We start from the raw sequence: 23173 nt of genomic DNA on the forward strand, positions 1-23173 counted from the left end.
CGCCTTCCGACCGCTTTCGATAAGTGACCTTTGCGATCATGAACCGCTCGCTGCCTTTCGAGATTTTCCGCTATGGCGCCATTCTTTTGGCGCTGGCGGTCACGCTCATCCCGACGCTCTGGATGGCCTCGATGGCCTTCAAGCCGATTGCCGAATGGTCCGCCGCCGGCGCCGACCTGACCTGGTGGCCGAAGAGCCCGACGCTCGACAATTTCCGTTTCATCTTCGGCACCTCGACCTCCGATCTCATCGTCGCGCTCGACCGCACCGCCGGCAAGCCGATCTTGGCGTCGCTGCTGTCGGCTGTTTTCGGCACGCTGATCGCCATGACGGCGGGCACGGCCGGCGCCTATGGCCTGTCGCGCTTCGGATCGGGCCAGAACCTGCCGCTCGCGCTCATCCAGCTCCGGCTCTTTCCGCCGATGGCGGTGATGATCCCCGTCATGATCATGTGGGCGTTTTTCGGCCTCGTCGACACCTGGTGGGGTCTGGCACTGATCTACGGCATTGTCACGCTGCCCTTCGCCTTCTGGCTGATGAAGACCTTCTTCGACGACATGCCGCGCGAAATCGAGGATGCAGCACTGGTCGAAGGCTGCTCGCGCCTGCGCGTCTTCATGAAGATCACGCTGCCGATGATGCGTCCGGCGCTCGCCAGCTCCGCGCTCTTCGTCTTCATCCTCAACTGGTCGGACTATCTGATCGCGCTGCTCCTGACGACGCGCGAATGGGTGACGATCCCGGTCTACATGGCCTCGCTGTCGTCCTCGATGACCGGCCAGCTCTATGGCGCCAAGGCCGCCCTCGGCCTGATCGCCGCCGTGCCGCCGGTCATCATGGGCATCGCCATCCAGAAGCATCTGGTGCGCGGCCTGACTTTCGGAGCCCTCAAGCAATGAGCATGCTCGCAACCAAGGAGAAACTCTCCGTGACCGGGGACCTTTCGACGCCCGAGACCCGCATTGAGGATGGAGGCCGCCGCCTTGGCCTGATGCTGACGCTGCCGGCGCAAGTGCTGGTGCTGTTCATCGCGGTCTTTCCGCTGCTGATGCAGCTTTATATCAGCCTGACCGACTGGTCGCCGCTCGACGGCATCGGCTGGTGGCATGCCTATGAATTATGGAACAACTTCGCCAACTATACCGACCTCGCGGCCGACAGCCGCTTCTGGGATGCGCTCGGCCGCACGGCTCTCGTGATGCTGATCTGCGTGCCGGCCGAGTTCCTGCTGGGGCTGGGCCTTGCCATCCTGTTTATGGACAATTTCGCCGGCAAGCGGGTGTTCTACTCGATCATGCTCATCCCCATGATGGTCGTGCCCGCCGTCACCGGCTACATGTTCTTCATGCTGTTCCAGTCCGGCGGGCCGGTGAATGACATCATCTCGACACTGATCGGCCGGCCCTTCGCGCTCGCCTGGCTGTCGAGCCCCGGCACGGCGATGGTCGCGGTGATGATCGCCGACATCTGGCAGTGGACGCCGCTGATGTTCCTCATTCTGCTCGCCGGCCTCGTCGGCGTGCCGGAGGACCAGATGCGTGCGGCGACGCTGCTCGGCGCAAGCTGGACGCAGCGCTTCCACACCATCGTCTTGCCGAAGATGAAGACGATCATCATCATCGCCCTGTCAATCCGCGTCATCGAGAACTTCAAGATCTTCGACACGCTCTACATCATGACGGGCGGCGGGCCGGGCGTCGCGACGGAAACCATCTCCGTCTACATCTACAAGGTGACGCAGCAGGATCTGATCTGGGGCTATGTCGCGGCCATCGCTCTCGTCATCCTGATCGCGCTTTCCATTCTCGTGTCGCTTGCCATCAGCCGCATGAATGCGGCGAAGGAGGCCTGATCCATGACCGCCATTCATCTTGAAAACCTGGTCAAGCGTTTCGGGGCCTTCACGGCGCTGAAGACGATGGACCTCGAAATCCGCGACGGCGAGTTCATGGCGCTGCTCGGCCCCTCCGGCTGCGGCAAGTCCACGACCATGAACATGATTGCCGGTATGGAACAGCCGAGCGAGGGCCGCATCACCTTCGACGGCCGCGACATGAACGGCGTCGCCATTGGCAGGCGCGGCGTCGGCTTCGTGTTCCAGAACTATGCGATCTTCACGCATATGAATGTCTACGACAATCTGGCCTACGGCCTGAAGGTCCGTGGCACGCCGGCGTCCGAAATCGACCGCCGCGTCAAGGCGATGGCTGACTTTCTTCAACTGACGCCGATGCTCGACAAGCCATCGGCCAAGCTGTCGGTCAACATTCTTCAAAGACTGGCGATCGGCCGCTCGGCCATCGTGGAGCCGGCAATCTTCCTGCTGGACGAGCCGCTTTCCAATGTGGACGCGGCCTTCCGCGCTGTCATGCGCACGGAACTCAAGCATCTCCAGCGCCAGTTCCGCCAGACCATGGTCTATGTCACGCATGACCAGCTCGAGGCGATGACCATGGCGGACCGCATCGCCGTGATGGATCACGGCGTGCTGCAGCAGGTCGGCACGCCGCTGGAGGTCTATAACGATCCGGTCAATCTGTTCGTCGCCGATTTCATCGGCTCGCCGGGCATGAACCTGCTCAAGGGGACGCTTGCCGACAGCGACCGCGGGCTGGTGGTCGATCTTGGGATGCTCGGCGTCACCGCGCCGCTCGATCCGGCACTGTCCGCCATCGCGCGGGTAAACCGTGTGCGTGAGGTCGTCTACGGTTTTCGCCCGGAACGGGTCGTGCCGGCAGCAGCGGGGCAGGGGCTTGCCATACCCGTGACCTTCATCGAGCGCATCGGCGCGCGAACGGTCGTTCACTTCGGTGACAGAGAGCAACGGGTGAAGGCGGTGTTCGACAACGACGTCGCCGTCCAGGCGGGCGAGACCGTCCATGTCGCCGTCGAACCGGGCTTTGCGCGTCTGTTCGATGCCGCGACCGGCGTTGCGATCCGGGAGGTGTGAAACATGGCCGGCATTTCCTTCCGCAATGTCACGAAGCGTTTCGGCAAGACGGTTGCCGTCAACAAAGCGAGTTTCGATATTCAGCCGGGCGAGTTCTTCTGCTTCTTCGGGCCGCCGCTTTCGGGCAAATCCACCGTCCTGAAACTGATCCTCGGGCTGGAGACGCCGGACGAGGGCGAAATCCTGATCGGTGGCAAGCCGGTCAACCGTGTCTCACCGGCAGACCGCAATGTGGCGATGGTGTTCCAGAACCTCGCACTCTTCCCGCATATGACGGCGGGCGAGAATGTCCGCTTCCCGCTCGTCGAGCGCAAGGTGCCGGAAGAGAAGATCCGTGCCCGCGTCGAGGCCGTCTCGGCGAAGCTTCACATTTCGCATCTGCTGCACAAACCGCCGGCGCAGCTTTCCGGCGGCGAGCGCCAGCGTGTTGCGATTGGCCGTGCGCTCGTGCGCGATCCGGTAGCCTATCTCATGGACGATCCGATCTCGGCGCTGGATGCACGGCTGCGCGAGGAGACCCGCGTCGAGCTGAAGCGTATCCAGCGCGATCTCGGTCAGACGCTGCTCTATGTCACGCACGATCAGGAAGAGGCCATGTCGATTGCCGACCGCATGGCGATCATGGAGGAGGGGGAGATCCGCCAGATCGGCTCGCCCACCGAGATCTACGATACCCCGGTCAGCCGTTATGTCGCGCGCCTGCTTGGCGCGCCCATGATGAACATCCTGCCGGCGGTGCGCGGCCAGGCGCTGGAAGCGGGGGATGGCACCATCAGCCTGCCGCTCGATGTCGTGCCTGCCGGTGCAGCGCATATCGGCCTGCGTCCCGAAGACCTCAAGGTCGAGCCGTGGAGCGATACGCGTCCGGGGCGGCCTGCCACCGTCTATGAGGTCGAGCCGCTTGGCGGCTACACCGTGGTCACGGTCGATACGGGGGCCGAGAAGCTGAAGGCGCTGATGCGCGGCCAGCCGGACATCCGGCTGGACAGTGCGGTGGCACTGAGCTGCAACCCGGCCAGGGCGCATTTCTTCAATCAGGCGGGGGAGGCCGTCAGCCTGTGAACGAGCATATCAAACGGGAGGTTACAATGAGCGAAGCCGGGGGTTTTGCGCCCGATCCGCAGGTGCGGGTGCGGGATTACAGGATCGGCTGCATCGGCGCCGGCATGATCATGGCGGAATGCCATCTGGCTGCTTACAAGGAGGCCGGCTTTCCGGTCGTCGCCATCGCTTCGCGCACGAAGGACAAGGCGGCGGTGGTTGCCGGGCGCTGGGGCATTCCGACGGTGCACGACACGCCGGACGCCCTGATCGCGGATCCCTCTGTCGACATCCTCGACATCGCCTTCCCGCCGGACCAGCAGCCGGACCTGATCCGCAAGGCGCTCGCCCGGCCGCATATCAAGGGCATTCTCGCGCAGAAGCCGCTAGCGCTGACGCTGGAGGACGCCATCGAACTGCGCGACGCTGCCGCCAGGGCAGGCAAGATCCTCTCGGTCAACCAGAACATGCGCTACGACCAGTCGATGAGGGTGCTCAAGCAGATCCTCGACAGGGGTGAACTCGGCACGCCGGTCATGGCGACGATCGAGATGCGCGCCATTCCGCACTGGCAGACCTTCCTCGAGGACTATGATCGGCTGACGCTCTCCAACATGAGCGTTCACCACCTCGACGTGCTGCGCTTCCTGTTCGGTGAGCCCGAGACGATCACGACGCTGACCCGCACGGACCCGCGCACGACCTTCGCGCATAAGGACGGCATCACCGTTTCGACGCTGATTTTCCCGAGCGGCGTCATGGCCGTTTCCATGGAAGATGTCTGGTCCGGCCCGCGCGAGGAAGGTTTCGACAGCGACATCTATATCAAGTGGCGTGTCGAGGGCACCGACGGCGTTGCGCAGGGCACGATCGGCTGGCCCGACGGGTCGCCTTCGACGCTGACCTATGCCTCCAAGACGACGACAGGCGGCAGATGGGTTACGCCGACCTGGGACACGATGTGGTTCCCGCATGCCTTCGTCGGCGTGATGGAGCAGCTGCAATATGCGGTGAAGTCGGGTGAGCCTCCGGCGCTCTCCGTCGCCGATAACGTCAGGACCGTTGCGCTGATCGAGGCCGGCTACAAGTCGATCGACGAGGGCCGCACGGTCAGGCTTTCCGAAATTTCCATCAATTCATGAATAACGAGGGAGGATTCTCATCATGATGCAGACAGGTATTTTCACCGGCTATTTCCCCTATGCGTTGGAAGAGACGGCAAAGAAGATCCGCGCGCTCGACTTCAATACCGTGCAGCTCGACATGCACTTCAAGGACATCGACCTTTCGGCCGGCCAGATCACCAAGGACAAGTGCGTCAGGATCCGCGAAACCTTCCGCGATCACTATCTGCCGATCTCCTGCATTTCCGGCTACACGAACATCATCCATCCCGACAAGGCCGAGCGCGACCGCCGCGTCGGCTATCTCAAGGAAATCATCCGTAACGCGCGCCATCTCGGCACGCCCTATGTCATCTCGGAAACCGGCACCTTCAACACCGAGTCCGACTGGGTTCATCACCCGAAGAACAAGACGGAAGAAGGCTTCGAGGAATGCCGCAAGGTCATCGCCGATCTCGCCCAGCATGCCTATGACCACGGCGCGGTCTTCCTGCTCGAAACCTATGTGAACAACGTCGTCGGTTCCGTCGAGGAAACCGTGAAGATGTTCGCGCAGGTCGATCATCCCGGTCTCGGCCTGCTGATGGACCCGACCAACTATTTCGAGACGCACAATATCGACCGCATGGACCAGATCCTGAACCAGGTGTTCGATACGCTCGCCGACAAGATCAAGATCGGCCATGCCAAGGACGTGAAGCGCTCGGGCGACGACAAGTCGGAGAAGCATGCCGACATCGGCGATGCGGACGCGCTGGAAAGCCACACCTTCCGCGGCGTCGGCGAAATCGAGCTGCCGGCCCCCGGCCTCGGTTCGCTGAACTACGATCTCTACCTGAAGCGCCTCAGCGAGAAGCACCCGAACATCCCGATGATCATCGAGCATCTCGATGAGAGCGACGTGCCGCGCGCCAAGAAATTCCTCGACGGCAAGCTGCGCGCGCAGGGCCTCTGACAGTCCGGCGGCCGGGCCTGGGCCCGGCCGCAATTTTGGATAGCATGACCTGCCTGGCAGGGAGAAGGAACAACACGATGGTCGAATTATTCGGGGAAGCGAAGTCGCGCCGCGACATTGCTGCCAGCGCAGGACGTTTTTCGCAATTTGCCGGCGTGCGGCTGATGACCTTGTCGGATGGTCTCGAATGTGGCATCCGCATGCTCGAATTCCGCAGCGGCACAGGCCTGCGTTTTACGGTTCTGGTGGACCGCGCCCTTGATATTGCGGATTGCGAGTATCGCGGCATGGCGATCGGCTGGCATTCGCCCTCCGGCTTCCGCCATCCGGGCCTGCACGAATATGAAGGCGAGGGCGGCCTCGGCTGGATGCGCTCCTTCTCCGGCCTGATGATCACCTGCGGCCTCGACCACATTCTCTTCATGTATGACGAGCCGTCCGACCACTATGTCTATGGCCCGAAGAAGACGGTGAAGCACTCCATTCACGGCCGCGTCGGCACCATTCCCGGCAAGCTGGACGGTTACGGCGAGCGCTGGGACGGCGACGATTGTTATCTCTGGTGCGAGGGCACCGTCACGCAGGGCACGGTGTTCGGCGAACATCTCGAGCTGAAGCGCCGCATCGAGATCAAGGCCGGCACCAACGACATCCGCATCTCCGACACGGTGGTCAATCGCGGCTTCTACCGCACGCCGCACATGTTCTGCTATCACATCAATGTCGGCCATCCCGTGCTTTCGGAAGGCTCGCGCTATCTGGCACCGGTGCGCGACGTCGTCTGGGCCGCACATGCCGGAGCGGAGTATGAGAAGCAAGGTGTCGGCTACCGCACCATGCCTGCCCCGCAGCTCGGCTTCCACGAGCAGGTCTGGCAGCATGAGATGGCGGCGGATGCGAACGGCGAGGTGCCCGTTGCGCTGGTCAACGATCGTCTGGGCATCGGCTTCGAGGTCGTCACCCGCAAGAACCAGTTCCCCTGCATGTACGAATGGCAGAACCTGCAGGCCGGGCAATATGCTGTTGGCATCGAGCCTTCGACCAACCATGTGCTTGGCCACGGCGCTGCCCGTGAGCGCGGGGAGCTGATCTGGCTCGAACATGGCGAGGAGCGGCATTACGACACGACGCTCCGCATTCTTCCCGACGCCGAGGCGATTGCCGCAAGCGAAGCGCGGATCACGGCCATCGCGCGCCAGCCGGATGCCGATTTCCCGCCGCCTTCGGGCAACCACGTCGCACTGGAGGGCCGGACATGAACGTGCAGCCAAAGCAACCCGTGCAGAAGGAGAACCAGATGATCTCGGTTGCCGGCAAGGTCATTCTCTATACCGGTGCGGCCGGCGGGCTCGGCGCGGAAACGACGCTGAATTTCCTCCGGGCCGGAGCAAAGGTCGTCGCGCTCGACAACGATCCCGTGAAGAACGCGGCCTTGCAGGCCTCGGCGGACAAGGGGGGCCTCGGTAATCTGGTGATCCGGGCCGTCGATCTCTCCGATCTTACAGCCTTGCGCACGTCCCTCGAAGAATTGTCGCGCGAGGTCGGCGGTTTCGACGTGGTCATCAACAATGCCGCGATCTATCCCTCCAAGCCGTTCGAGGAGTATTCGCTCGAAGAGATGCAGCGGGTCCAGCGCATCAATGTGGATGCCGGCATCGTCTGCGTCCAGGTCGCCCTGCCGCATATGCGTGAACGGGGCTGGGGCCGCATCATCAACATCGCCAGCGTCACGTCCAATGGCGGCTGGGCCAATCTTTCGCCTTACGTCCAGTCGAAGGGCGCGCTCATCGGCCTCGCACGCGCCTGGGCGCGCGAATTCGGCGCCTATGGCATCACGGTCAACGCGGTTTCGCCCGGCGCCTTCCCGACGGATGCGGAAAAGATCCATCCCGATCCGGAAGGCTATACCCGCTTCGTCTTGGACCATCAGGCGATCAAGCGGCGCGGCAGCGCCAGCGACATTGCCAATGCCCTGATGTTCCTTGCCTCGGATGCCGCCGGTTTCATCACCGGACAGACGCTGAATGTCGATGGCGGCTGGGTGATGAACTAGCGCCGCGGTTGCGAATATGCCATGTCGAGGGGGGCATGACCGTGCCCCGCAATGCCTGCAGCACTGGAGTTTTCGCGTGAGCCAGCCTCTCTACCTCGCCGTCGGATCGCTCAATCGCGAGGCGCCCTATTTCCAGGGTGCACGCGGCGAGGGCCTCACCATCTTCGCCTTCGACGAGGATAGGCTGGAATGGACGCGCCTTGCCAACACGTCGACCATCGACAATCCCACCTTCCTCAGTGTCGATGCGGCCTCAGGCGTCGTCTATGCCAATTCGGAAGTGTTCGGCTGGCATGAGGGCACGGTCAGCGCCTTCCGCTTTTCGCCCGCAACGAAGGCGCTCACCTATCTCAACAAGCAGCCGACGCTCGGCAGCATCGCGGCGCATAACATGGTGTCGCGCGACCGGCGTTTCGTGCTGGTCGCCAACTATGCGATGGGCGGTGAGGGGCAGGACCAGTCGGTGGCTCTGTTCCCGATCCGGCAGGATGGCTGTCTCGCGCCGGCTTCGGCGTCGGTTCGGCTCGATGGCCCGCTCGGCCCGGTCGCCGACCGGCAGGAGCGGCCGCATGCCCATATGGTGAGCGAGGTGCCGGAGGGTGGCGCGGTGCTCGTCGCCGATCTCGGTCTCGATCAGCTTGTCGAATACACGCTTTCGATCGATGGCACGCTCGTGCAGTCCGCCAGCGTGGCGCTTCCGGCGGGGGCCGGTCCTCGCCATATCGCCCAGCATGCCAACGGTCGTTTCGTCTATGTATCGAACGAGCTGGATTCCACGGTGTCCTTCGTCTTGCGCGGGGCCGGCAATATGTCGCTCGTGCAGACGCTTTCGACCATCCGGCCCGGCGTGGAATCCCATGGGGCGGACATTCACCTGTCGCCGGAGGGCCGTTTCCTCTATTGTTCGAACCGGGGCGAGGACAGTATAGCGTGTTTCATGGTCGATCAGGCGACGGGTCAGTTGACGCTTCAGGACATCATCCCTTCAGGCGGCAGGACGCCGCGCAATTTCGCGCTCACGCCGAGCGGCCGCCATGTGCTGGTCGCCAATCAGAACGGTGATGCGATCGTGATCTTCCGGCGGAACAAGGAGACAGGTGCGCTGGTTGACAGCGGGAAGCGCATCGAGATCGGCACACCCGTATGTGTGAGGCCGTTCAGCCTGTGACGGACGAAAAGCAGTCTGCAAAACGCGGCCGCCGGAAGGGCGCAGGGGTGACGATGGCGGATGTCGCCGCTGCCGCCGGCGTGTCCATGCAGACGGTGTCGCGCGCGCTGCGCTTTCCCGACACGGTGACGCCGGAAAACCGCAAGATCATCGACGATGCGATCCGCAAGACGCACTATGTCCATAACCTTGCGGCCAGCCACCTCGCCTCGCACAAGAGCAACACCGTCGCCGCCGTCATTCCCACGCTCTCGGCCTCCGTCTTCGCCGAAACCATGCAGCACTTCTCCGAGGTCCTGCATCGCGAGGGCTACCAGATCTTTCTCGGCAACACCGACTACCGGCTCGACCGCGAGGAAGAGGTGATCCGCAGCCTGCTCGGGCGGCGGCCGGACGGCGTGTTCCTGATCGGCGCGCACCACACCCGCGCCAGCGTGACCATGCTGAAACGCGCCGGCATTCCTGTTGTCGAAGGCTGGGACATGACGGCAAAGCCGATCGACCGGCTCGTCGGCTTTTCGAACACCGATGCCATCGCCGAGATGGCGCGGCACCTCGTGCGCTCCGGGCGAACGAACATCGTCTTTGCCGGCGTGCTGCGCAAGGGCGATAGCCGCGCGGCCGAGCGCCGGGACGGGTTTGCCGCCGTCATGGAGGAATTGTTTCCCGGCAAGACGCCGCGCATTTCCATCTCGCGAGACCTGCCTTTGACCATGGCGTCCGGCGCGGACATGCTACGCAAGGCGCTTGCGCGCTATCCCGAAGCGGATGCCGTGATGTTTTCGAGCGACATCATCGCCTCTGGCGCGCTGCAGGAAAGTGTGCGCATCGGCCTCAAAGTGCCGGAGCGCCTCGCCATTACCGGCTTCGGCGACTTCGAGCTTGCCCGGCACCTCATTCCATCGCTGACGACGGTCTCCGTACCTTCCGCGGAAATCGGCCGGGAGGCCGGGCGCCTTCTTCTCGAAGGCATGCGCGGCATTCAGTCCGAGACCACGCTGATCGACATGGGCTTCAAGCTGATGATCCGCGACAGCGGCTAGAGCATTTCCAGCCGAAGCGATCTCGCTTCGGCGTCGGATAATGCGGTGAAAACAAGAATCTAGAAGATTTCCGCCCGGTGCTCGAAGTCGGTCAGCACCTCACAGCCCGTTGCCGTCACCCTGAGCATGTATTCGAGCCGCACGCCGCCGATGTCGGGATCGAGTGCGGTCGGCTCGACCATGATCACCATATCCTCTTTCAGCGTCTCCCGTTCATAGGAAACGAGGCGTGGCCATTCATGCACGCCCGTGCCGATCGAGTGGCCGGAATGGTGGGCGTAGGAATAGCCGTGCCGGGTGATTGCCGCTTGCAGGCTGCGGTCGAGCGTGTCGATGGCGAGGCCCGGACGAACGGTTTCGATTGCCAGGTCCAATGCGGCGCGGGCGGCCCGGAAGAGTTTTTGGAAGCCGATGGAGGGGGCTCCGATCATTGCGGATGCGCAGCTGTCGCCCCAATAGCCCGCGACGCGCGGTGCGAGATCGCAGATCAGCGGATCGCCGGTTTCGAGGATACGGTTGCCGGGCCAGCCCATGAACTGCGCGGTGCGCTCCGGCCCGGAAATCAGGTCGCCAGTGACAGGCAGGCGTTCGCCTGCGCGGGTTTCCATGGCAAGCCGGATGGCTGCGAAAAGCTCGAGTTCGCTCAGGCCGGCGCGGGCTGCGGAATGGAAGGCCCTCTGCCCCGCGGACGCCGTCAAGGCCGCCTCGCGCAACAGCCCGATTTCTACCCCTGTCTTGATTGCGCGCTGGCGGCGGAAGGCCGATTCCAGGGAAACGATTGTGCTGCCTTCCAGCAGGGGAACAAGGGAGGCGGGCAGGGCATGCGGTTCCACCGCGATCCTTCCTCCGACCTTGAGGCGTTGCAGCAGCGCCCTTGCCTCGCCAATGTAGTTTGCCAGAATGTCGGTCGGTTCCTTGAAAGAAAAGCCGGTATAGGGGACGACGGCGTCGGCCCAGCTCCCGGTGCCAGCCTCGAGATTGGTGACGAGCAATCCGGTCTCGCCGTTCACGCCGACGATGCCGAGGCTCGGGCCGCCCGCGAAGGGCGAGGGGCCTGCCTCGATGCTCGAAATGTGACCAAGCGCATAGGCGACACCGTCCGGACTGGTCAAGACACCCCAGTCCGCACCGCTCTCCTTGATCGCGGCGATGGTTTTAGCAAGCCGTTCGTCCATGGACCTCTCCTCAGATCAGGTTGCGGATATGCTGGTCGCGGCCGTAGGCGGCGACCAGCAGGAGGATCAGCAGGCCGAGGGCGGACTGCACCAAGGCTTCCGAGAGGCCAAGGCCGATCAACAGCGTGCGCAACTCGACGAGCACGATGGCGCCCGCGACCGTGCCGACGAAGCCGCCGCGTCCGCCGATCAATGCCGTGCCGCCGATGACCACCGCCGAAACCGTCTGGAAGAGATAGGGCGTGCCGACCGTCGCGCTCGAAGATCCGGTGAAGCCGACCAGCAGGATGCCGGCGAGAGCGGCGAAGACGGCGCTGAGGGCAAACGTCGTCGTCCACATCGCAACGGGCCGCACAAGGGCGAGTTCCGCCGCCTTGAGGTTGGAGCCGAGCGCATAGAGGCGACGGCCATAGACCGTTCGGTGCAGCACGAAGACGCAACCGAGCGTCAGCGCAACCGTGAAGGGGATCAGCCAGGGGAAGGGTAGCGGACCGATCGTTCCACCGAGCGAGACGAAGTCATTGACGAAGGGCGGCGCGGAACCGGTGGGAAGGCCGCGCGTCCAGAGCTGCACGGCGGCCTGCACCACCGTACCGACGCCGAGCGTGACGATCAGCGGATGGATCGAAAGACCGGCCGAAAGCGCACCGGACACCGAGCCGATGACGGCGGCGCAGGCGATGACGATGAGAAAGGCGGGCAAGGCCGGCATGCCGCTGCCGTAAAGGCTGGCGAAGACGACATTGGCAAAGCCGATGACGAAGGGGATGGAGAGGTCGATGCCGCCGAGGATCATCACGAGCGTCTGACCGAGGGCGGCAATCGCCAGCAGCGATGCCAGGATCAGCATGGCGCGGACGGAGAACATGCTGCTGAAGCCGGGAATGAGGACCGTGCCGAGCAGGAATACGATGACCACGCCGATGAAGGCGATCAGCGCGCGGTTGGAAAAGAGGGCGGTCTTCATCGGCTGGCCTTCCAGGTCTGGAACCGTGCTTTCAGCTTTTCGGAATTGAGGCAGACGGCGAGCACGAGCACGGTGCCATAGGCGGCCTGCAGCATGAAGGTGGAAACGTTGAAGGAGGTCAGGACGTTCTGCAGCAGGAAGATGTCCGCCGCGCCGATGAAGGCCGCCGTAAGCCCGCCGACACCGCCGGCGAGGCTGACGCCGCCAAGTGCGGCCGCCGCAATGGCAATCAGCGTATAGCCGGGGCCGATATTGGGGTCGCCCGAGCCGATGAGTGCGGTCAGCGCAAGGGCTGCAACAGCTGCGATCAGGCCGGAAAACACATAGGAGAAGAAGCGGACGGCGGGCACGTTGACGCCGGCGGTGAACGCCGCACGATCATCGCTGCCCACGGCCATCAGCAGTTCATAGAACGGCAGCCGCCTGAACAGCAGCCAGGCGACGATGACGGCGCCGACGGGCAGGAAGGACGCAGGACCGGCGAGCGCCGACAGCCATCCCGGCACGGTTCCCGAGGGAGCGGGCAGAATGGAGAGCGCGAGACCGCTGTAGATGAGATAGGTGGCAAGCGTGGCGACGATCGGCTGGATGCGCAGGATGGCGGCGAGCAGGCCGTTCAGGGCGCCGGAGGCAAGGCCGAGCAGAAGCGCGGCAGGCACGATGATCCAGGGCGAGGTGAAGCCGAAATCGCCGATCATCACCTTCACGAGGATGACGTTGATGAGCCCCATCAGCGGCCCGACCGACACGTCGATGGAGCCGCGTCCAGCGAGGAAGGGCAGCGTCGTCGCCATGGTCGCGAGGATCATTGGGGCGGCGAGGCCGAGAACGGCCGGCCAGTTCGCCGGCGAAAACCGGGCGGGATTGAGGATGGCGTTGAACACGACGAGAACGAGGAAGAGGATCGCTGCAAGGGGTGTCTCGCTGCGGTCCCAGAAGCGCGGTTTGCGGAAGGTCATGGGATCGGTGCTCACGCCGGCACTCCTTCCTGCCCGAACATGGCGGCCATGACGCGGTCCATCGACATGGAAGCACGGTCGAGAACGGTGTTGCATTCGAAATCCCGGAAGATCGAGACCGTATCGCAGAGTTCGAGGATTTCCTCGATCTCGCTGGAGAGGATGACGAGGGCGATGCCGTTTTCGGCGGCGAGCTTGCGGAAGGCTTCGTAGAACTTCAGGCGAGTATTGAGATCGACGCCGCGGGTCGGGTCGTTGAGCAGCATGACGCGTGGCTTCAGCGCAAGCAGGCGCGCCAGCAGAACCTTCTGCTGGTTTCCGCCGCTGAGTGCCGAAATCGGTGCATCGGCGGAGGGATAGCGGATCGACAGGAAGTCCGTGTAGGAGGCAAGCTCGTCCTTCAGGCGCTTGCGGTTGAGAATCCCGGCGAGCGAAAAACGCGGCATGGAGGGGATCGCGAAATTGTCCAGCACCGAGAGCACGGGGAAGATGCCCGTCGCGCGCCGGTCGCGCGGCAGATAGACGACGCCATGGCGCGCTGCCTCGTAATGGTCGCGGTAGCCGAGAGGGCCGCGCTCGGCCGTCACGACGGTGATCTTGCCCTCGCGGTATCGGCCAAAGCCGGCCAGCGCCAGCAGGAACTGTTCCTGCCCATGGCCTTCCAGACCGGCGACACCGGTGATTTCGCCGGCGCGGATGGCGCCCGACAATGGCGTCTTTCCGGGCGCCAGCACGAGGTTGTCATAACGCAGGAGGATGGTGTCGTCAGGCATGGATCGCCGCCTCCGGTGCCATCAGCTTCAGGAGCTTTTCAGCCGTGATGCCGTCCCGCTCGAGGGTTTCGACGATGCGCCCGCTTCTCAGCACCGTCACGCGGTCGGAAAGTCGGCGCACCTCTTCCAGCCGGTGCGAGATGAAAATGACAATGTTGCCGGCGGCGGCATAGTCCTCGATGGCGCTGAAGACGAGATCGCGGTCGGCATAGTCGAGCGCCGCCGTCGCCTCGTCGAGAAGCAGGATGGAGGGCAGTCGCACGAGCGCGCGGGCGAGAACGATGAGCTGCTGGCTGGCAAGCGGCAACTCGCCGGCCGGAGCCGAAAGCGGGATGGGGAAGCGCGAGATTTCGGCAAGTAGCGCCCTGGCGAGCGGCACGCGGGCCGATTTCGCGATCCGCCGCTTCAGCGGTCCGTCATAGCCGAGGAAGATGTTTTCGACGACAGTGCGGCGCGGCGCGATAAGCACCTCCTGGAAAACCGTGGAAAGGCCGAGATCGTGCATATCGCGCGGTGTGCGCGGGCTGATCACGCGATCGCCGAGCGCAACGGTACCCTGGCTCTGCGATACGACGCCGGAGAGGATCTTGAGCATGGTGCTCTTGCCCGAACCGTTTTCGCCGAGGATCGTGTGGATGCCCGGTCGGAATCTCACGGACGCATCGCTCAGCGCGAGCGTTTCGCCATAACGTTTGGTCAGATGGCTGATCGTCAGCTCGACGCCGCTCTCCCGGTGGGACGCCGCCCCGCCGTTTTCGGTGACGACGCGATGGATGCGGGATGTCGCGACCGCCGGTCCGGGTTGCGGATGTATCGTAGCAAGCATGCAGGGCAGCCTTCTCGTTGCCGATCGCGAAGGGACCACCGCCGGATGTCCGGCGGTGGTCCCCATTCAGGCGGTTACTGCGCGCAGGAGGCCGGGATCTTGGCGAAATCGTAGAGCGGCGTTGCCTGGCCATTCGAGAAATAGCCGTTGAGCAGCTCTTCCGGGAAGGGATCCTGCGGCGGGATCGGGAAGATCGCGGCCGAATCCGGCTTCATGCAGTCCTTGTACCAGGTCGGCAGATCGGCCTGCGTGATGGTCGGCATCGGCGCGATGATCGTGTTCACGATCGGCTTCTGGCCCTCGATTATGCGAAGCGCGACGCGGAAGGCGTTCTGTGCTGCGACATGCGGCGAGACCTCGCCGCCGTAAAATTTGAAGCCGTCCTGGTTTTCATGCCAGAAACCGAGCGCATCGCCGGAGATCGAAGCCGCGATCAGCGGTAGGGGCCGGCCGGCCTGCTGGAAGGCTTCGGCGATGAAGCGCGCCTCGCTGCCGGTGGACCAGACGGCATCGATTTGCTGCGGCGTCGTGGCGAGCGCCTGGAGAACGGCGGACTTCGTCGTGGTGCCCGTCCATTCGCCGCTCACCTTGCGGGCGATCGTCAGGTTGCCGCTTTCGGCAACGGCCTTGTCGAGGCCGGCATTTTCCTGCTGCACCAGCGGGTGGCCGGAAATGCCCTCGACCTGGAGGATCGTGCCGCCGTTCGGCAGCGCCTCGGCGATGCCCTTGCCCATCTGGTAGCCCCAGAGATTCTGGTTGTGCATGACGTTGATGGCCACGGGCGTCGTGACGGCGCCGGCCGAAGTGATGACCGGGATGCCGGCCTTCTGCGCGTCCTCTATGACCGCGTTCAGCGCCGTCGACGAGCCAGCGATCGTGGTGATGACCGAGCAGCCGCGTTCGATGAAGGCGCGGATCTGCGAGATCTGCTGCGTGGCGTCGCCGTTGGAGTCGGAGACGATGAATTCGGAGACGTCGCCGGCTTCCTTGGCGCCGTTGACGAGGCGGGCGAGCTCATCGTTGAAGGTCACGCGCCAGGGATTGCCCATATAGGATTCCGAATGGCACCAGCGCCACGGCTTGGTCGGTGCCTTGAAATCGCCAAGCGCGGCCGGCGCCACGTCGACGGCTTCCGTGTAGAGCGCACGTACGTTTTCGGGCAGCGCCTGAAGCGCATCGGAGTGGAGATCCGCATGGGCGGGAACTGCGGCAGTCGAGAGCAGCGCAGCGGCAAGCAGGCTCAGGCGAAAGCCTGACTGAAACGTCTTCATTGATTTCCTCCTCCAGCGGCGCGTCCTTCGCTCCACCTTTACCAATGAATTATCTATTCATCGAATTCTGATTGGTCAACATCAAAGTTAGCGCTCATCTACCGTCCGATGATAATCGACATTATGGCCGATCGGCATATCTGTTCAATTCAAAAATAGTTAGCGCTCACTCTGGACAGATCAAATTTATCCGATAAGTTCCCGCCAACTTGAAGGCTTGCAGGAGAGTGACCGCATATGGGTATTTTGTCTGGTATCAGGGTTCTGGATTGCTCCATCGCCATGGCGGGGCCTTTTGCGGCCCAGCGGCTTGGCGATCTGGGTGCCGACGTGGTCAAGGTCGAGCCGACGACCGGCGAATGGCAGCGTCATGTCGCTGCCGGCGGTGCCGGCGGCAACCGCGTCAACGTCTCGTTCCTCTCGCTCAACCGCAACAAGCGCTCGCTCGCTGTCGACCTGAAATCGGAAGACGGCAAGAAGGTCCTGCTCGATCTCGTCAAAACGGCCGATGTCTTCCTGCAGAACTACCGTCCCGGCGTCGCAAAGCGCCTCGGCGTCGACTACGAGACGCTGTCGAAACTCAACCCGCGCCTCGTCTATGTGTCGATGTCGGGTTATGGTGAGGACGGCCCCTATGTGAACCGTCCGGGGCAGGATCTCGTTCTCCAGGGCATGTCCGGCGCCATGCTGTCGGCCGGCCGCGAGGGCGAGCCGCCGACGGCGGCAGGCCAGTATCTCGTCGATGCGATCACCGCCTATACGGCCTTCGAAGGCGCGCTTGCCGCGCTCTTCCACCGCGAGCGGACCGGCGAGGGGCAGCTCGTTCAGGTCAACATGCTGGATGCGATCACGACGATCCAGATGCAGGAATTGTCCGTCCATACGGTGGGCGGTAAGCCGCAGCAGCGCTCTGCCGAGCCGCATGCGCATGTCTATATCCGCGCGCCCTACGGTGCCTTCGCCACCAGCGACGGCTTCATCATCGTCGCCTTCCCGAAGCTGAAAACGCTGGGCGAAGTGATCGGCGAGGACAGTTTCCTGACCATGGACGACGAGGTGGATACCTGGACTCGGCGCGACGAGATCTTCGCCATGACCCGTGACCGGTTGAAAACGAAGACGTCGGCCGAATGGCTCGAACTGCTGCGCGCCGCCGACATCTGGTGCGGTCCCGTCTACGGCTATGCCGATCTCGTCGATGACGAGCAGATCAAGCACAACGGTACCTTCGTCGATTACGACCACCCGACGGAAGGCCGGGTCAAGACGCCGGGTTTCCCGATCAAGTTCTCGAAAACCCCGTCCAGTGTCGAGCGCGGTGCGCCCGTGACCGGCCAGCACACGCAGGAAATCCTGAAAGAGGCGGGCTACGACGACGCGACGATCGCCTCCCTCGTGGCCAATGGCGCCGTCGCCACGGGAACGATCTGATCATGGCGACGATCAAGGCACTGACCTGGGACCATCCGCGCGGCTTCAACGCACTTGCCGCCGCCGCCAGACGCGATGAGGTGATTGCGGCGGGTCTCGATGTTCAATGGGAAAAGCAGCCGCTCGAAGGGTTCGAGTCGCATCCGATCGCCGATCTCTGCGCGCGTTACGACCTTGTCGTGCTCGACCACCCTCATGTCGGCGAAGCGGTCGGCGGCGATTGCCTGCGGTCGCTGGAAAGCGTGTTCGGCGCCGATGTGGTCGAGCGATTGGCCGCCGAAAGCATCGGGCCTTCGCTGTCGAGCTATCGCTATGCCAGACAGCACTGGGCGCTGCCGTTGGATGCCGCAACGCAGGTCATGGCGCTTCGCGCCGATCTCGTACCAGGCGGGGCGCCGGAGACATGGGCGGCGGTTGCCGACCTGTCCCGCCGCACGGGCAAGGTCGCGCTTTCGCTGGCGGGGCCGCATGCGGCCCTGAGCTTCCTCTCGATTGCCGCCGCCTATGGCGAGCCGCCGGCCGAAGCGGATCCGGATGTGCTTGTTTCAGCCGAGACCGGAACCCTGGTCTATGACCTGATGGCTGAACTGGCGTCGCTCAGCCCGCTCGTCGTCCGGGAGAAGAATCCGATCGGTATCCTCGGCCATATGGCGTCGTCCGACGACGTGGCGCTTTGCCCGCTCGTCTATGGCTATGTGAATTATTCGGCCCCTGAAACGGGCAAGCCGGTAACGTTCGCAGATGCGCCGCGCCGCGTCGCGGGCGGTCGCCCCGGCTCCACGCTCGGCGGCACGGGCATCGGTATCTCGAAGCGTTGCGATCCCAGCCCGGAACTGAAGGCGCATCTGCTCTGGCTGATGAGCCGCGAGGCGCAGATCGATTTCATTCCCGTCCATGACGGCCAGCCCTCACGGCGTGAAGCCTGGTTCGACAATCGCGTGAACCGGCGCTGGAACGGTTTTTACCGGCAGACGGCAGAGACGATCGAGGCGGCTTACGTGCGCCCGCGCCATGACGGCTACATCGCCTTCCAGAGCAAGGCGTCCGCGCTGCTGCGCGACTCATTTGAAACGAAGGCTGCGGCTGCCGGTGTGCTGGCCCGGCTGCAGGACCTCTACCGTGCCCATAGGCGCGGCGGTGAGGAGCGATAGGAGGACGACATGACGGAGGAGATCATTTTCGAGGTGGACGGCGCAATCGCGACGATTACCCTGAACCGCCCGGCCAAGCTGAACGCCGTCACGCCTGAAATGGCCGACGCCATCGTGGCGGCAGTCAAGGAATGCAACGACAGCGACACGATCCGCTGCGTCATCCTGACGGGTGCCGGTGAGCGCGCCTTTTGCGCCGGTTCCGACATTCGCGAATTGGATACCTATGAGACGCCCTGGCAGTTCCGCAACCGTGCGGACTATTGCGACGCGATCCACGCGCTCCTGAAGCCGACGGTTGCCGCCGTCAACGGCTATGCCTTCGGCGGCGGGCTGGAGACGGCCATGGCCTGCGACATTCGCATCGCCTCGTCCAACGCGCAGTTCGCCGCGCCCGAGATTAAATTGGGCTGGATCGGCGGCGGCGGCATGGCGGCGGGCCTCGCCCATTCGATCGGCCCGTCGAATGCCGCACTGATGATCATGACGGGCGATTCCATCAGCGCCGAGAAGGCGCAGCAATGGGGCCTCGTCAGCGATGTGGTGAGTTCTGCGGAACTGCTGCCGCGGGCGCGCGCCATCGCCGAAACGATTGCCTCCCGCGCACCCATCGCAGCCGAAACAGCCAAGCTCAACCTGAAGGCCGCAGCCTCGATGCCGCATGAAAAGGCCGTCGAATACGAGCGCGATCTCCAGACCATCTGCTTTGCCACCGCCGACGCCCAGGAAGGCCGGCAGGCCTTCAAGGAAAAGCGTCCGCCGGTCTTCCGGCGGCGATAGGAGGGGGCGCATGAACACGGGTCTCGTCGCGCTCAAGCGTCTCGGGCGCCACCGCGAAGCATCGGTTCTGCTGATGCTCTTCGTGGTCGCCGCCTATCTTTCCTTCGCCAGCGAGTATTTCCTGGCGCCGCGCAACCTCCTGAATGTCGGCCGGCAGGCCTCGGTGGTCGCCATCGTGGCGCTCGGCCAGGCGCTGGTCATTATCGGTCGCGGCATCGATCTGTCGGTCGGCTCGGTCATCGGCCTTTCCGCCGTCGTGGCGGCCGTCGTCATCAGGGATACGGGGCTTGAAAGCGTCGGCCTCATCGCGGGCCTGCTCACCGGCCTCGGCTGCGGCATCGTCAACGGCCTGCTTTATACGCGGTTGAAGATCAATCCGTTCATCGCGACCCTCGGCACGCTGTCGGTTGCGCGCGGCATCGCGCTCCTGATGACGGGCGGGATTCCGGTGCCGATGGGCGGCTTTGCGGAATTCGTCGGTGCGGGCCGCATTGCGGGCATTCCGGTTTCCTTCCTGTTGATGATCGTGCTCGCCATCGCCATTCATGTCTTTTCTGTACGAACGGTAAGGGGGCGCGAGATCTACGCGATCGGCGACAATCCGAAGGCGTCGCGCCTGGCAGGGGTCGACCTCAAGGCGACACGTCTCTTCATTTTCGCCTTTTGCGGCCTGCTCGCCGGTCTCGGCGGCCTCATCCTGTCGGGCAACCTGGCCAGCGCCGATCCCAATCTCGGCGTCGGCTATGAACTCGACGTCATCGCCGCCGTCATCCTCGGCGGCACGGCGCTCGGCGGCGGTCGGGGTTCGATTGCCGGTGTCGTCATCGGCGCGCTGCTGATGGCGCTGCTCAACAATGCTTTCGTGCTGCTCGGCATTTCCGCCTACTGGCAGGTCGTCACCAAGGGGTTGGTGATCATCTTCGCCGTGGCGTTGGACGGCCTGCAGCGCGGCGGTGAAGACGATTGATCAATCCAGTGGAGGAGATGAACATGATCAGTAAAATCACGAAAATGACGGCCGCGGCCGCTTTCGGTCTCGCATCGGTGTTTTCCGCAGCGCATGCGGCGGAGGCACCGAAGGGCGGCACGGTCGCTGCCGTGGAGAACACGAAGGGTCCGATCAAGATCGCCTTCCTGTCCTTCCAGAACAACCCGTTCTGGACACCGGTGACGGATGGCGCCAGGGCTGCCAACGAGTATCTGAAGGGCTTCAACGCCACGGTCGATTTCGTCGATCTCGGCAACGAGCTTTCGGCCGAAGCCGTGGTCGCCGGCATCGAAGGCGCGCTGGCCAAGCAGTATAACGGCATCGTCGTCGTTCCGATCTTCGACGGCACGGCGCGTATCATCAACGAGGCGACGGAAGCCGGCGTGCCGGTCTTCAACATCGTCGCGGAAGGGGCCGCCCCCTCCGAACGTCTCGCCTTCATCGGCCAGGACGCGACCTCGGCCGGCGAGCAGATCGGCAAGTTCATTCAGGAAAAGATGAACGGCAAGGGCAAGCTCGGCGTGATCACCGGCTATTTCGGTGCCACGCAGCACACCCAGCGCATGAACGGTGCGGTCGATTATCTCAAGGCCAATGCACCCGACATTCAGATCGTCGGCCCGTTCGAGAACAAGGACAAGGCGGAAGAGGCTTATTCGCTGGTTCAGGACATGATGACGTCCAATCCCGATCTGTCGATGGTCTATGTCACGGCGGGCGGTCCGTTCGGCGCGGCCAAGGCCGTCAAGGACCTGGGACTGACCGGCAAGGTCGGTGTCGTCGGCTTCGACCACACGCCCGACAACATGCAATATCTGAAGACCGGCGAGATGGTCGGCCTGCTTGACCAGGCGCCCTATCAGCAGGCGCTCGATGCCAGCGTGATGCTCTACAACTACCTCGTCGCCGGAACCGAACCGCCGGCCAAGGTCATCCCCGTCGTCGGTAATCTGCTGACCCCCGCCGATGCCAAGTAATATCGTCGAAGACAGGACCGGCGCGCCTCGCGCCGGTCACGTTCCCGGTCAGCCGCTGGTGCGGGCTCGCGCCGTTGCGAAGGCGTTTTCCGGCAATGCGGTGCTGCATTCCGTCGATCTCGACCTCTATCCGGGTGAAGTGGTCGGGCTTCTTGGCGAGAATGGCGCCGGCAAGTCGACGCTGATGCATATCCTGTCCGGCGGCCTCGCGGCGGATTCCGGCACGATAGATCTTGCCGGCGAGCCGGTGCGGTTCGGGAATGTCGGCGACGGCATTGCCGCCGGCATCAGCTTCGTCCACCAGGAGCTTTCCGTCGTCGGCGCGCTTTCCGTGGCGGAAAACCTGTATCTCGGGCGCTTTCCACGCACGCCGCTCGGCTTTGTCGACAAGGCGCTGATGCGTGCCTCGTCGAAGGCTTTGCTGGAACGGGTCGGGGCAGGCGGTCTTGACCCGGCGCGGGAAGCAGGCCTGCTTCGCGCCGGCGAGCAGCAGTTGATCGAGATTGCCAAGGCGGCAGGGCGCCAGCCGCGCCTGCTGATCCTTGACGAGCCGACCTCTTCGCTGACGCCGCACGAGGTGGAGAACTTCTTTTCCTACGTCCGCAATGCGCGGGATGCCGGCACGGCGATCATCTTCATCACGCATCGGCTGGAGGAGGCGCTCGGGCTCTGCGATCGGCTGGTGGTTCTGCGCAACGGCGCCATCGTCAGCGAGCGCAGGCCGACCGAGACCAGCCGCGAGCAGCTGATCGCCGACATGACCGGCAAGCCGGCGATCTACGACTACAAACCGCGCGCCATCGATGAAAAGGCCATCGCCCTGTCGCTGCGGAACATCTCCGATGGCATGCATCTCGACGACATCAGCCTGGAGGTGCGGCGAGGCGAGGTCCTTGGGCTGTTCGGCCTTGTCGGGGCAGGACGCACCGAGCTTCTCGACGTGATCCATGGTGTTCGCCCAGCCACGTCGGGACAGCTCGTTCTCGACGGGCGGCCCTTTGCGCCGCGTGACCCGAGCGATGCGGTGAGGAGCGGTGTGGCTCTGGTGCCGGAGGGGCGCAAGACGGCGGGAATCCTGCCGCAGCATTCCGTGCGCGACAACGCAGCCGTTTCAAGCCTGCGGCGCTTCGCTGGCCGGCTTTTCTCCGATCGCAGCGGGGAGGCGGGCCGCATGGCGAGCTTCACGAAGAGCCTTGGCATTCGCATGGCCGACGACACGCAGGCAATCTCGACGCTTTCGGGCGGCAACCAGCAGAAGGTCATTTTCGCCCGCGCGCTCATGGCCGAGCCGCAGCTGCTGCTGCTCGACGAACCGACCCATGGTGTGGACGTCGGAGCGAAGGCCGACCTCTACACCATCATCGCGCAGGCTGCCGGGCGGGGGCTGACCGTCGTCATGGCCTCGTCCGAGGTGCCGGAAATCCTCGCCCTTTGCGACCGCGTCGCGGTGCTGTCGAAGGGTCGGCTTGCCGGTATTCTCGAGCGTGCGGAGATGAGCGAAGACAGAATACTGACATTAGCTTTCAGGGAGCATTGACCAC

At 63.8% G+C, this 23173-nt stretch carries 22 protein-coding genes; 16 read left to right on the plus strand and 6 right to left on the minus strand.

The features are described from left to right. Window positions 1-38: 38 nt before the first annotated feature. The 10 genes from D0Y60_RS23685 to D0Y60_RS23730 all read left to right on the plus strand — a co-directional run bounded on the left by D0Y60_RS23685 (window position 39) and on the right by D0Y60_RS23730 (window position 10334). The gene (locus tag D0Y60_RS23685) at window positions 39-899 is read left to right on the plus strand and encodes a carbohydrate ABC transporter permease (RefSeq protein ID WP_117372464.1); all 861 of its coding nucleotides are present in this window, start codon (window positions 39-41) and stop codon (window positions 897-899) included. Window positions 900-991: 92 nt separating this feature from the next. Continuing rightward, window positions 992-1852, plus strand: coding sequence for a sugar ABC transporter permease (locus tag D0Y60_RS23690; protein WP_245409293.1), 861 nt, complete (start codon window positions 992-994; stop codon window positions 1850-1852). Between the two features lie 3 nt (window positions 1853-1855). Next, window positions 1856-2950, plus strand: coding sequence for an ABC transporter ATP-binding protein (locus D0Y60_RS23695; RefSeq protein WP_117372440.1), 1095 nt, complete (start codon window positions 1856-1858; stop codon window positions 2948-2950). A gap of 3 nt (window positions 2951-2953) precedes the next feature. After that, window positions 2954-4012 carry an ABC transporter ATP-binding protein gene (locus tag D0Y60_RS23700; protein ID WP_117372441.1) on the plus strand — a complete coding sequence of 353 codons (1059 nt, stop codon included), beginning with the start codon at window positions 2954-2956 and terminating at the stop codon, window positions 4010-4012. Between the two features lie 26 nt (window positions 4013-4038). Next, window positions 4039-5133: a Gfo/Idh/MocA family oxidoreductase gene (locus D0Y60_RS23705; protein ID WP_117372442.1), complete on the plus strand. Its 1095-nt coding sequence runs from the start codon at window positions 4039-4041 to the stop codon at window positions 5131-5133. A gap of 22 nt (window positions 5134-5155) precedes the next feature. After that, window positions 5156-6070, plus strand: coding sequence for a sugar phosphate isomerase/epimerase (locus tag D0Y60_RS23710; protein ID WP_117372443.1), 915 nt, complete (start codon window positions 5156-5158; stop codon window positions 6068-6070). 77 nt (window positions 6071-6147) lie between these two features. Next, entirely contained in the window at window positions 6148-7329 is a 1182-nt protein-coding gene (locus tag D0Y60_RS23715) for an aldose 1-epimerase family protein (RefSeq protein ID WP_117372444.1), read from the plus strand. Further along, window positions 7326-8123, plus strand: coding sequence for an SDR family oxidoreductase (locus tag D0Y60_RS23720; protein WP_199564269.1), 798 nt, complete (start codon window positions 7326-7328; stop codon window positions 8121-8123). The genes D0Y60_RS23715 and D0Y60_RS23720 overlap by 4 nt, the downstream gene beginning before the upstream one ends. A gap of 76 nt (window positions 8124-8199) precedes the next feature. Further along, window positions 8200-9291, plus strand: a complete 1092-nt coding sequence (locus tag D0Y60_RS23725; protein WP_245409290.1) for a lactonase family protein — start codon at window positions 8200-8202, stop codon at window positions 9289-9291. Between the two features lie 53 nt (window positions 9292-9344). After that, entirely contained in the window at window positions 9345-10334 is a 990-nt protein-coding gene (locus tag D0Y60_RS23730; RefSeq protein ID WP_245409291.1) for a LacI family DNA-binding transcriptional regulator, read from the plus strand. 59 nt (window positions 10335-10393) lie between these two features. Here the strand turns inward: D0Y60_RS23730 and D0Y60_RS23735 are convergent, their stop codons facing one another. The 6 genes from D0Y60_RS23735 to D0Y60_RS23760 form a co-directional block, all read right to left on the minus strand. After that, window positions 10394-11509 (minus strand): Xaa-Pro peptidase family protein, encoded by a 1116-nt coding sequence (locus D0Y60_RS23735; RefSeq protein WP_117372447.1) that lies wholly within the window; start codon window positions 11507-11509, stop codon window positions 10394-10396. 10 nt (window positions 11510-11519) lie between these two features. Next, complete coding sequence (locus tag D0Y60_RS23740) at window positions 11520-12476, minus strand: ABC transporter permease (protein ID WP_117372448.1); 957 nt, start codon at window positions 12474-12476, stop codon at window positions 11520-11522. After that, window positions 12473-13450, minus strand: coding sequence for an ABC transporter permease (locus D0Y60_RS23745; RefSeq protein ID WP_245409292.1), 978 nt, complete (start codon window positions 13448-13450; stop codon window positions 12473-12475). The genes D0Y60_RS23740 and D0Y60_RS23745 overlap by 4 nt, the downstream gene beginning before the upstream one ends. Continuing rightward, complete coding sequence (locus D0Y60_RS23750) at window positions 13447-14208, minus strand: ATP-binding cassette domain-containing protein (protein ID WP_117372449.1); 762 nt, start codon at window positions 14206-14208, stop codon at window positions 13447-13449. Before D0Y60_RS23750 ends, D0Y60_RS23745 begins: the two co-directional genes overlap by 4 nt. After that, on the minus strand, window positions 14201-15034 hold the full coding sequence (locus D0Y60_RS23755; protein ID WP_117372450.1) for an ATP-binding cassette domain-containing protein: 834 nt from the start codon (window positions 15032-15034) through the stop codon (window positions 14201-14203). Before D0Y60_RS23755 ends, D0Y60_RS23750 begins: the two co-directional genes overlap by 8 nt. Window positions 15035-15108: 74 nt before the next feature. After that, a complete protein-coding gene (locus D0Y60_RS23760) occupies window positions 15109-16305 on the minus strand; it encodes a substrate-binding domain-containing protein (protein ID WP_117372451.1) in 1197 nt (398 codons plus the stop codon). A 237-nt stretch (window positions 16306-16542) separates the two neighbouring features. Between D0Y60_RS23760 and D0Y60_RS23765 the strand changes: the two genes are divergently transcribed. The 6 genes from D0Y60_RS23765 to D0Y60_RS23790 are packed head-to-tail and all read left to right on the plus strand — an operon-like array spanning window position 16543 to window position 23169. Next, on the plus strand, window positions 16543-17736 hold the full coding sequence (locus D0Y60_RS23765; protein ID WP_117372452.1) for a CoA transferase: 1194 nt from the start codon (window positions 16543-16545) through the stop codon (window positions 17734-17736). 2 nt (window positions 17737-17738) lie between these two features. Next, window positions 17739-18887, plus strand: coding sequence for a carbohydrate ABC transporter substrate-binding protein (locus tag D0Y60_RS23770; protein ID WP_117372453.1), 1149 nt, complete (start codon window positions 17739-17741; stop codon window positions 18885-18887). 9 nt (window positions 18888-18896) lie between these two features. Beyond that, window positions 18897-19667 (plus strand): enoyl-CoA hydratase/isomerase family protein, encoded by a 771-nt coding sequence (locus D0Y60_RS23775; protein ID WP_117372454.1) that lies wholly within the window; start codon window positions 18897-18899, stop codon window positions 19665-19667. A 10-nt stretch (window positions 19668-19677) separates the two neighbouring features. Further along, complete coding sequence (locus D0Y60_RS23780) at window positions 19678-20634, plus strand: ABC transporter permease (RefSeq protein WP_117372455.1); 957 nt, start codon at window positions 19678-19680, stop codon at window positions 20632-20634. A 23-nt stretch (window positions 20635-20657) separates the two neighbouring features. Continuing rightward, window positions 20658-21632 carry a sugar ABC transporter substrate-binding protein gene (locus D0Y60_RS23785; RefSeq protein ID WP_199564270.1) on the plus strand — a complete coding sequence of 325 codons (975 nt, stop codon included), beginning with the start codon at window positions 20658-20660 and terminating at the stop codon, window positions 21630-21632. Beyond that, window positions 21622-23169 carry a sugar ABC transporter ATP-binding protein gene (locus D0Y60_RS23790; protein WP_117372456.1) on the plus strand — a complete coding sequence of 516 codons (1548 nt, stop codon included), beginning with the start codon at window positions 21622-21624 and terminating at the stop codon, window positions 23167-23169. Before D0Y60_RS23785 ends, D0Y60_RS23790 begins: the two co-directional genes overlap by 11 nt. Window positions 23170-23173: the final 4 nt, after the last annotated feature.

Source organism: Shinella sp. WSJ-2 (genome assembly GCF_003432075.1).
In the GTDB taxonomy this organism is placed as follows: Bacteria; Pseudomonadota; Alphaproteobacteria; order Rhizobiales; family Rhizobiaceae; genus Shinella.

What these genes read in the sequence shown, in the direction of transcription:
- D0Y60_RS23695 (WP_117372440.1), top strand. Translation starts at nt 1,856, where the DNA reads ATGACCGCCATTCATCTTGAAAACCTGGTCAAGCGTTTCGGGGCCTTC.
- D0Y60_RS23720 (WP_199564269.1), top strand. Translation starts at nt 7,326, where the DNA reads ATGAACGTGCAGCCAAAGCAACCCGTGCAGAAGGAGAACCAGATGATC.
- D0Y60_RS23775 (WP_117372454.1), top strand. Translation starts at nt 18,897, where the DNA reads ATGACGGAGGAGATCATTTTCGAGGTGGACGGCGCAATCGCGACGATT.
- D0Y60_RS23715 (WP_117372444.1), top strand. Translation starts at nt 6,148, where the DNA reads ATGGTCGAATTATTCGGGGAAGCGAAGTCGCGCCGCGACATTGCTGCC.
- D0Y60_RS23740 (WP_117372448.1), bottom strand. Translation starts at nt 12,476, where the DNA reads ATGAAGACCGCCCTCTTTTCCAACCGCGCGCTGATCGCCTTCATCGGC.
- D0Y60_RS23780 (WP_117372455.1), top strand. Translation starts at nt 19,678, where the DNA reads ATGAACACGGGTCTCGTCGCGCTCAAGCGTCTCGGGCGCCACCGCGAA.
- D0Y60_RS23685 (WP_117372464.1), top strand. Translation starts at nt 39, where the DNA reads ATGAACCGCTCGCTGCCTTTCGAGATTTTCCGCTATGGCGCCATTCTT.
- D0Y60_RS23765 (WP_117372452.1), top strand. Translation starts at nt 16,543, where the DNA reads ATGGGTATTTTGTCTGGTATCAGGGTTCTGGATTGCTCCATCGCCATG.
- D0Y60_RS23730 (WP_245409291.1), top strand. Translation starts at nt 9,345, where the DNA reads ATGGCGGATGTCGCCGCTGCCGCCGGCGTGTCCATGCAGACGGTGTCG.
- D0Y60_RS23735 (WP_117372447.1), bottom strand. Translation starts at nt 11,509, where the DNA reads ATGGACGAACGGCTTGCTAAAACCATCGCCGCGATCAAGGAGAGCGGT.
- D0Y60_RS23705 (WP_117372442.1), top strand. Translation starts at nt 4,039, where the DNA reads ATGAGCGAAGCCGGGGGTTTTGCGCCCGATCCGCAGGTGCGGGTGCGG.
- D0Y60_RS23770 (WP_117372453.1), top strand. Translation starts at nt 17,739, where the DNA reads ATGGCGACGATCAAGGCACTGACCTGGGACCATCCGCGCGGCTTCAAC.
- D0Y60_RS23760 (WP_117372451.1), bottom strand. Translation starts at nt 16,305, where the DNA reads ATGAAGACGTTTCAGTCAGGCTTTCGCCTGAGCCTGCTTGCCGCTGCG.
- D0Y60_RS23755 (WP_117372450.1), bottom strand. Translation starts at nt 15,034, where the DNA reads ATGCTTGCTACGATACATCCGCAACCCGGACCGGCGGTCGCGACATCC.
- D0Y60_RS23790 (WP_117372456.1), top strand. Translation starts at nt 21,622, where the DNA reads ATGCCAAGTAATATCGTCGAAGACAGGACCGGCGCGCCTCGCGCCGGT.
- D0Y60_RS23690 (WP_245409293.1), top strand. Translation starts at nt 992, where the DNA reads ATGCTGACGCTGCCGGCGCAAGTGCTGGTGCTGTTCATCGCGGTCTTT.
- D0Y60_RS23785 (WP_199564270.1), top strand. Translation starts at nt 20,658, where the DNA reads ATGATCAGTAAAATCACGAAAATGACGGCCGCGGCCGCTTTCGGTCTC.
- D0Y60_RS23700 (WP_117372441.1), top strand. Translation starts at nt 2,954, where the DNA reads ATGGCCGGCATTTCCTTCCGCAATGTCACGAAGCGTTTCGGCAAGACG.
- D0Y60_RS23710 (WP_117372443.1), top strand. Translation starts at nt 5,156, where the DNA reads ATGATGCAGACAGGTATTTTCACCGGCTATTTCCCCTATGCGTTGGAA.
- D0Y60_RS23750 (WP_117372449.1), bottom strand. Translation starts at nt 14,208, where the DNA reads ATGCCTGACGACACCATCCTCCTGCGTTATGACAACCTCGTGCTGGCG.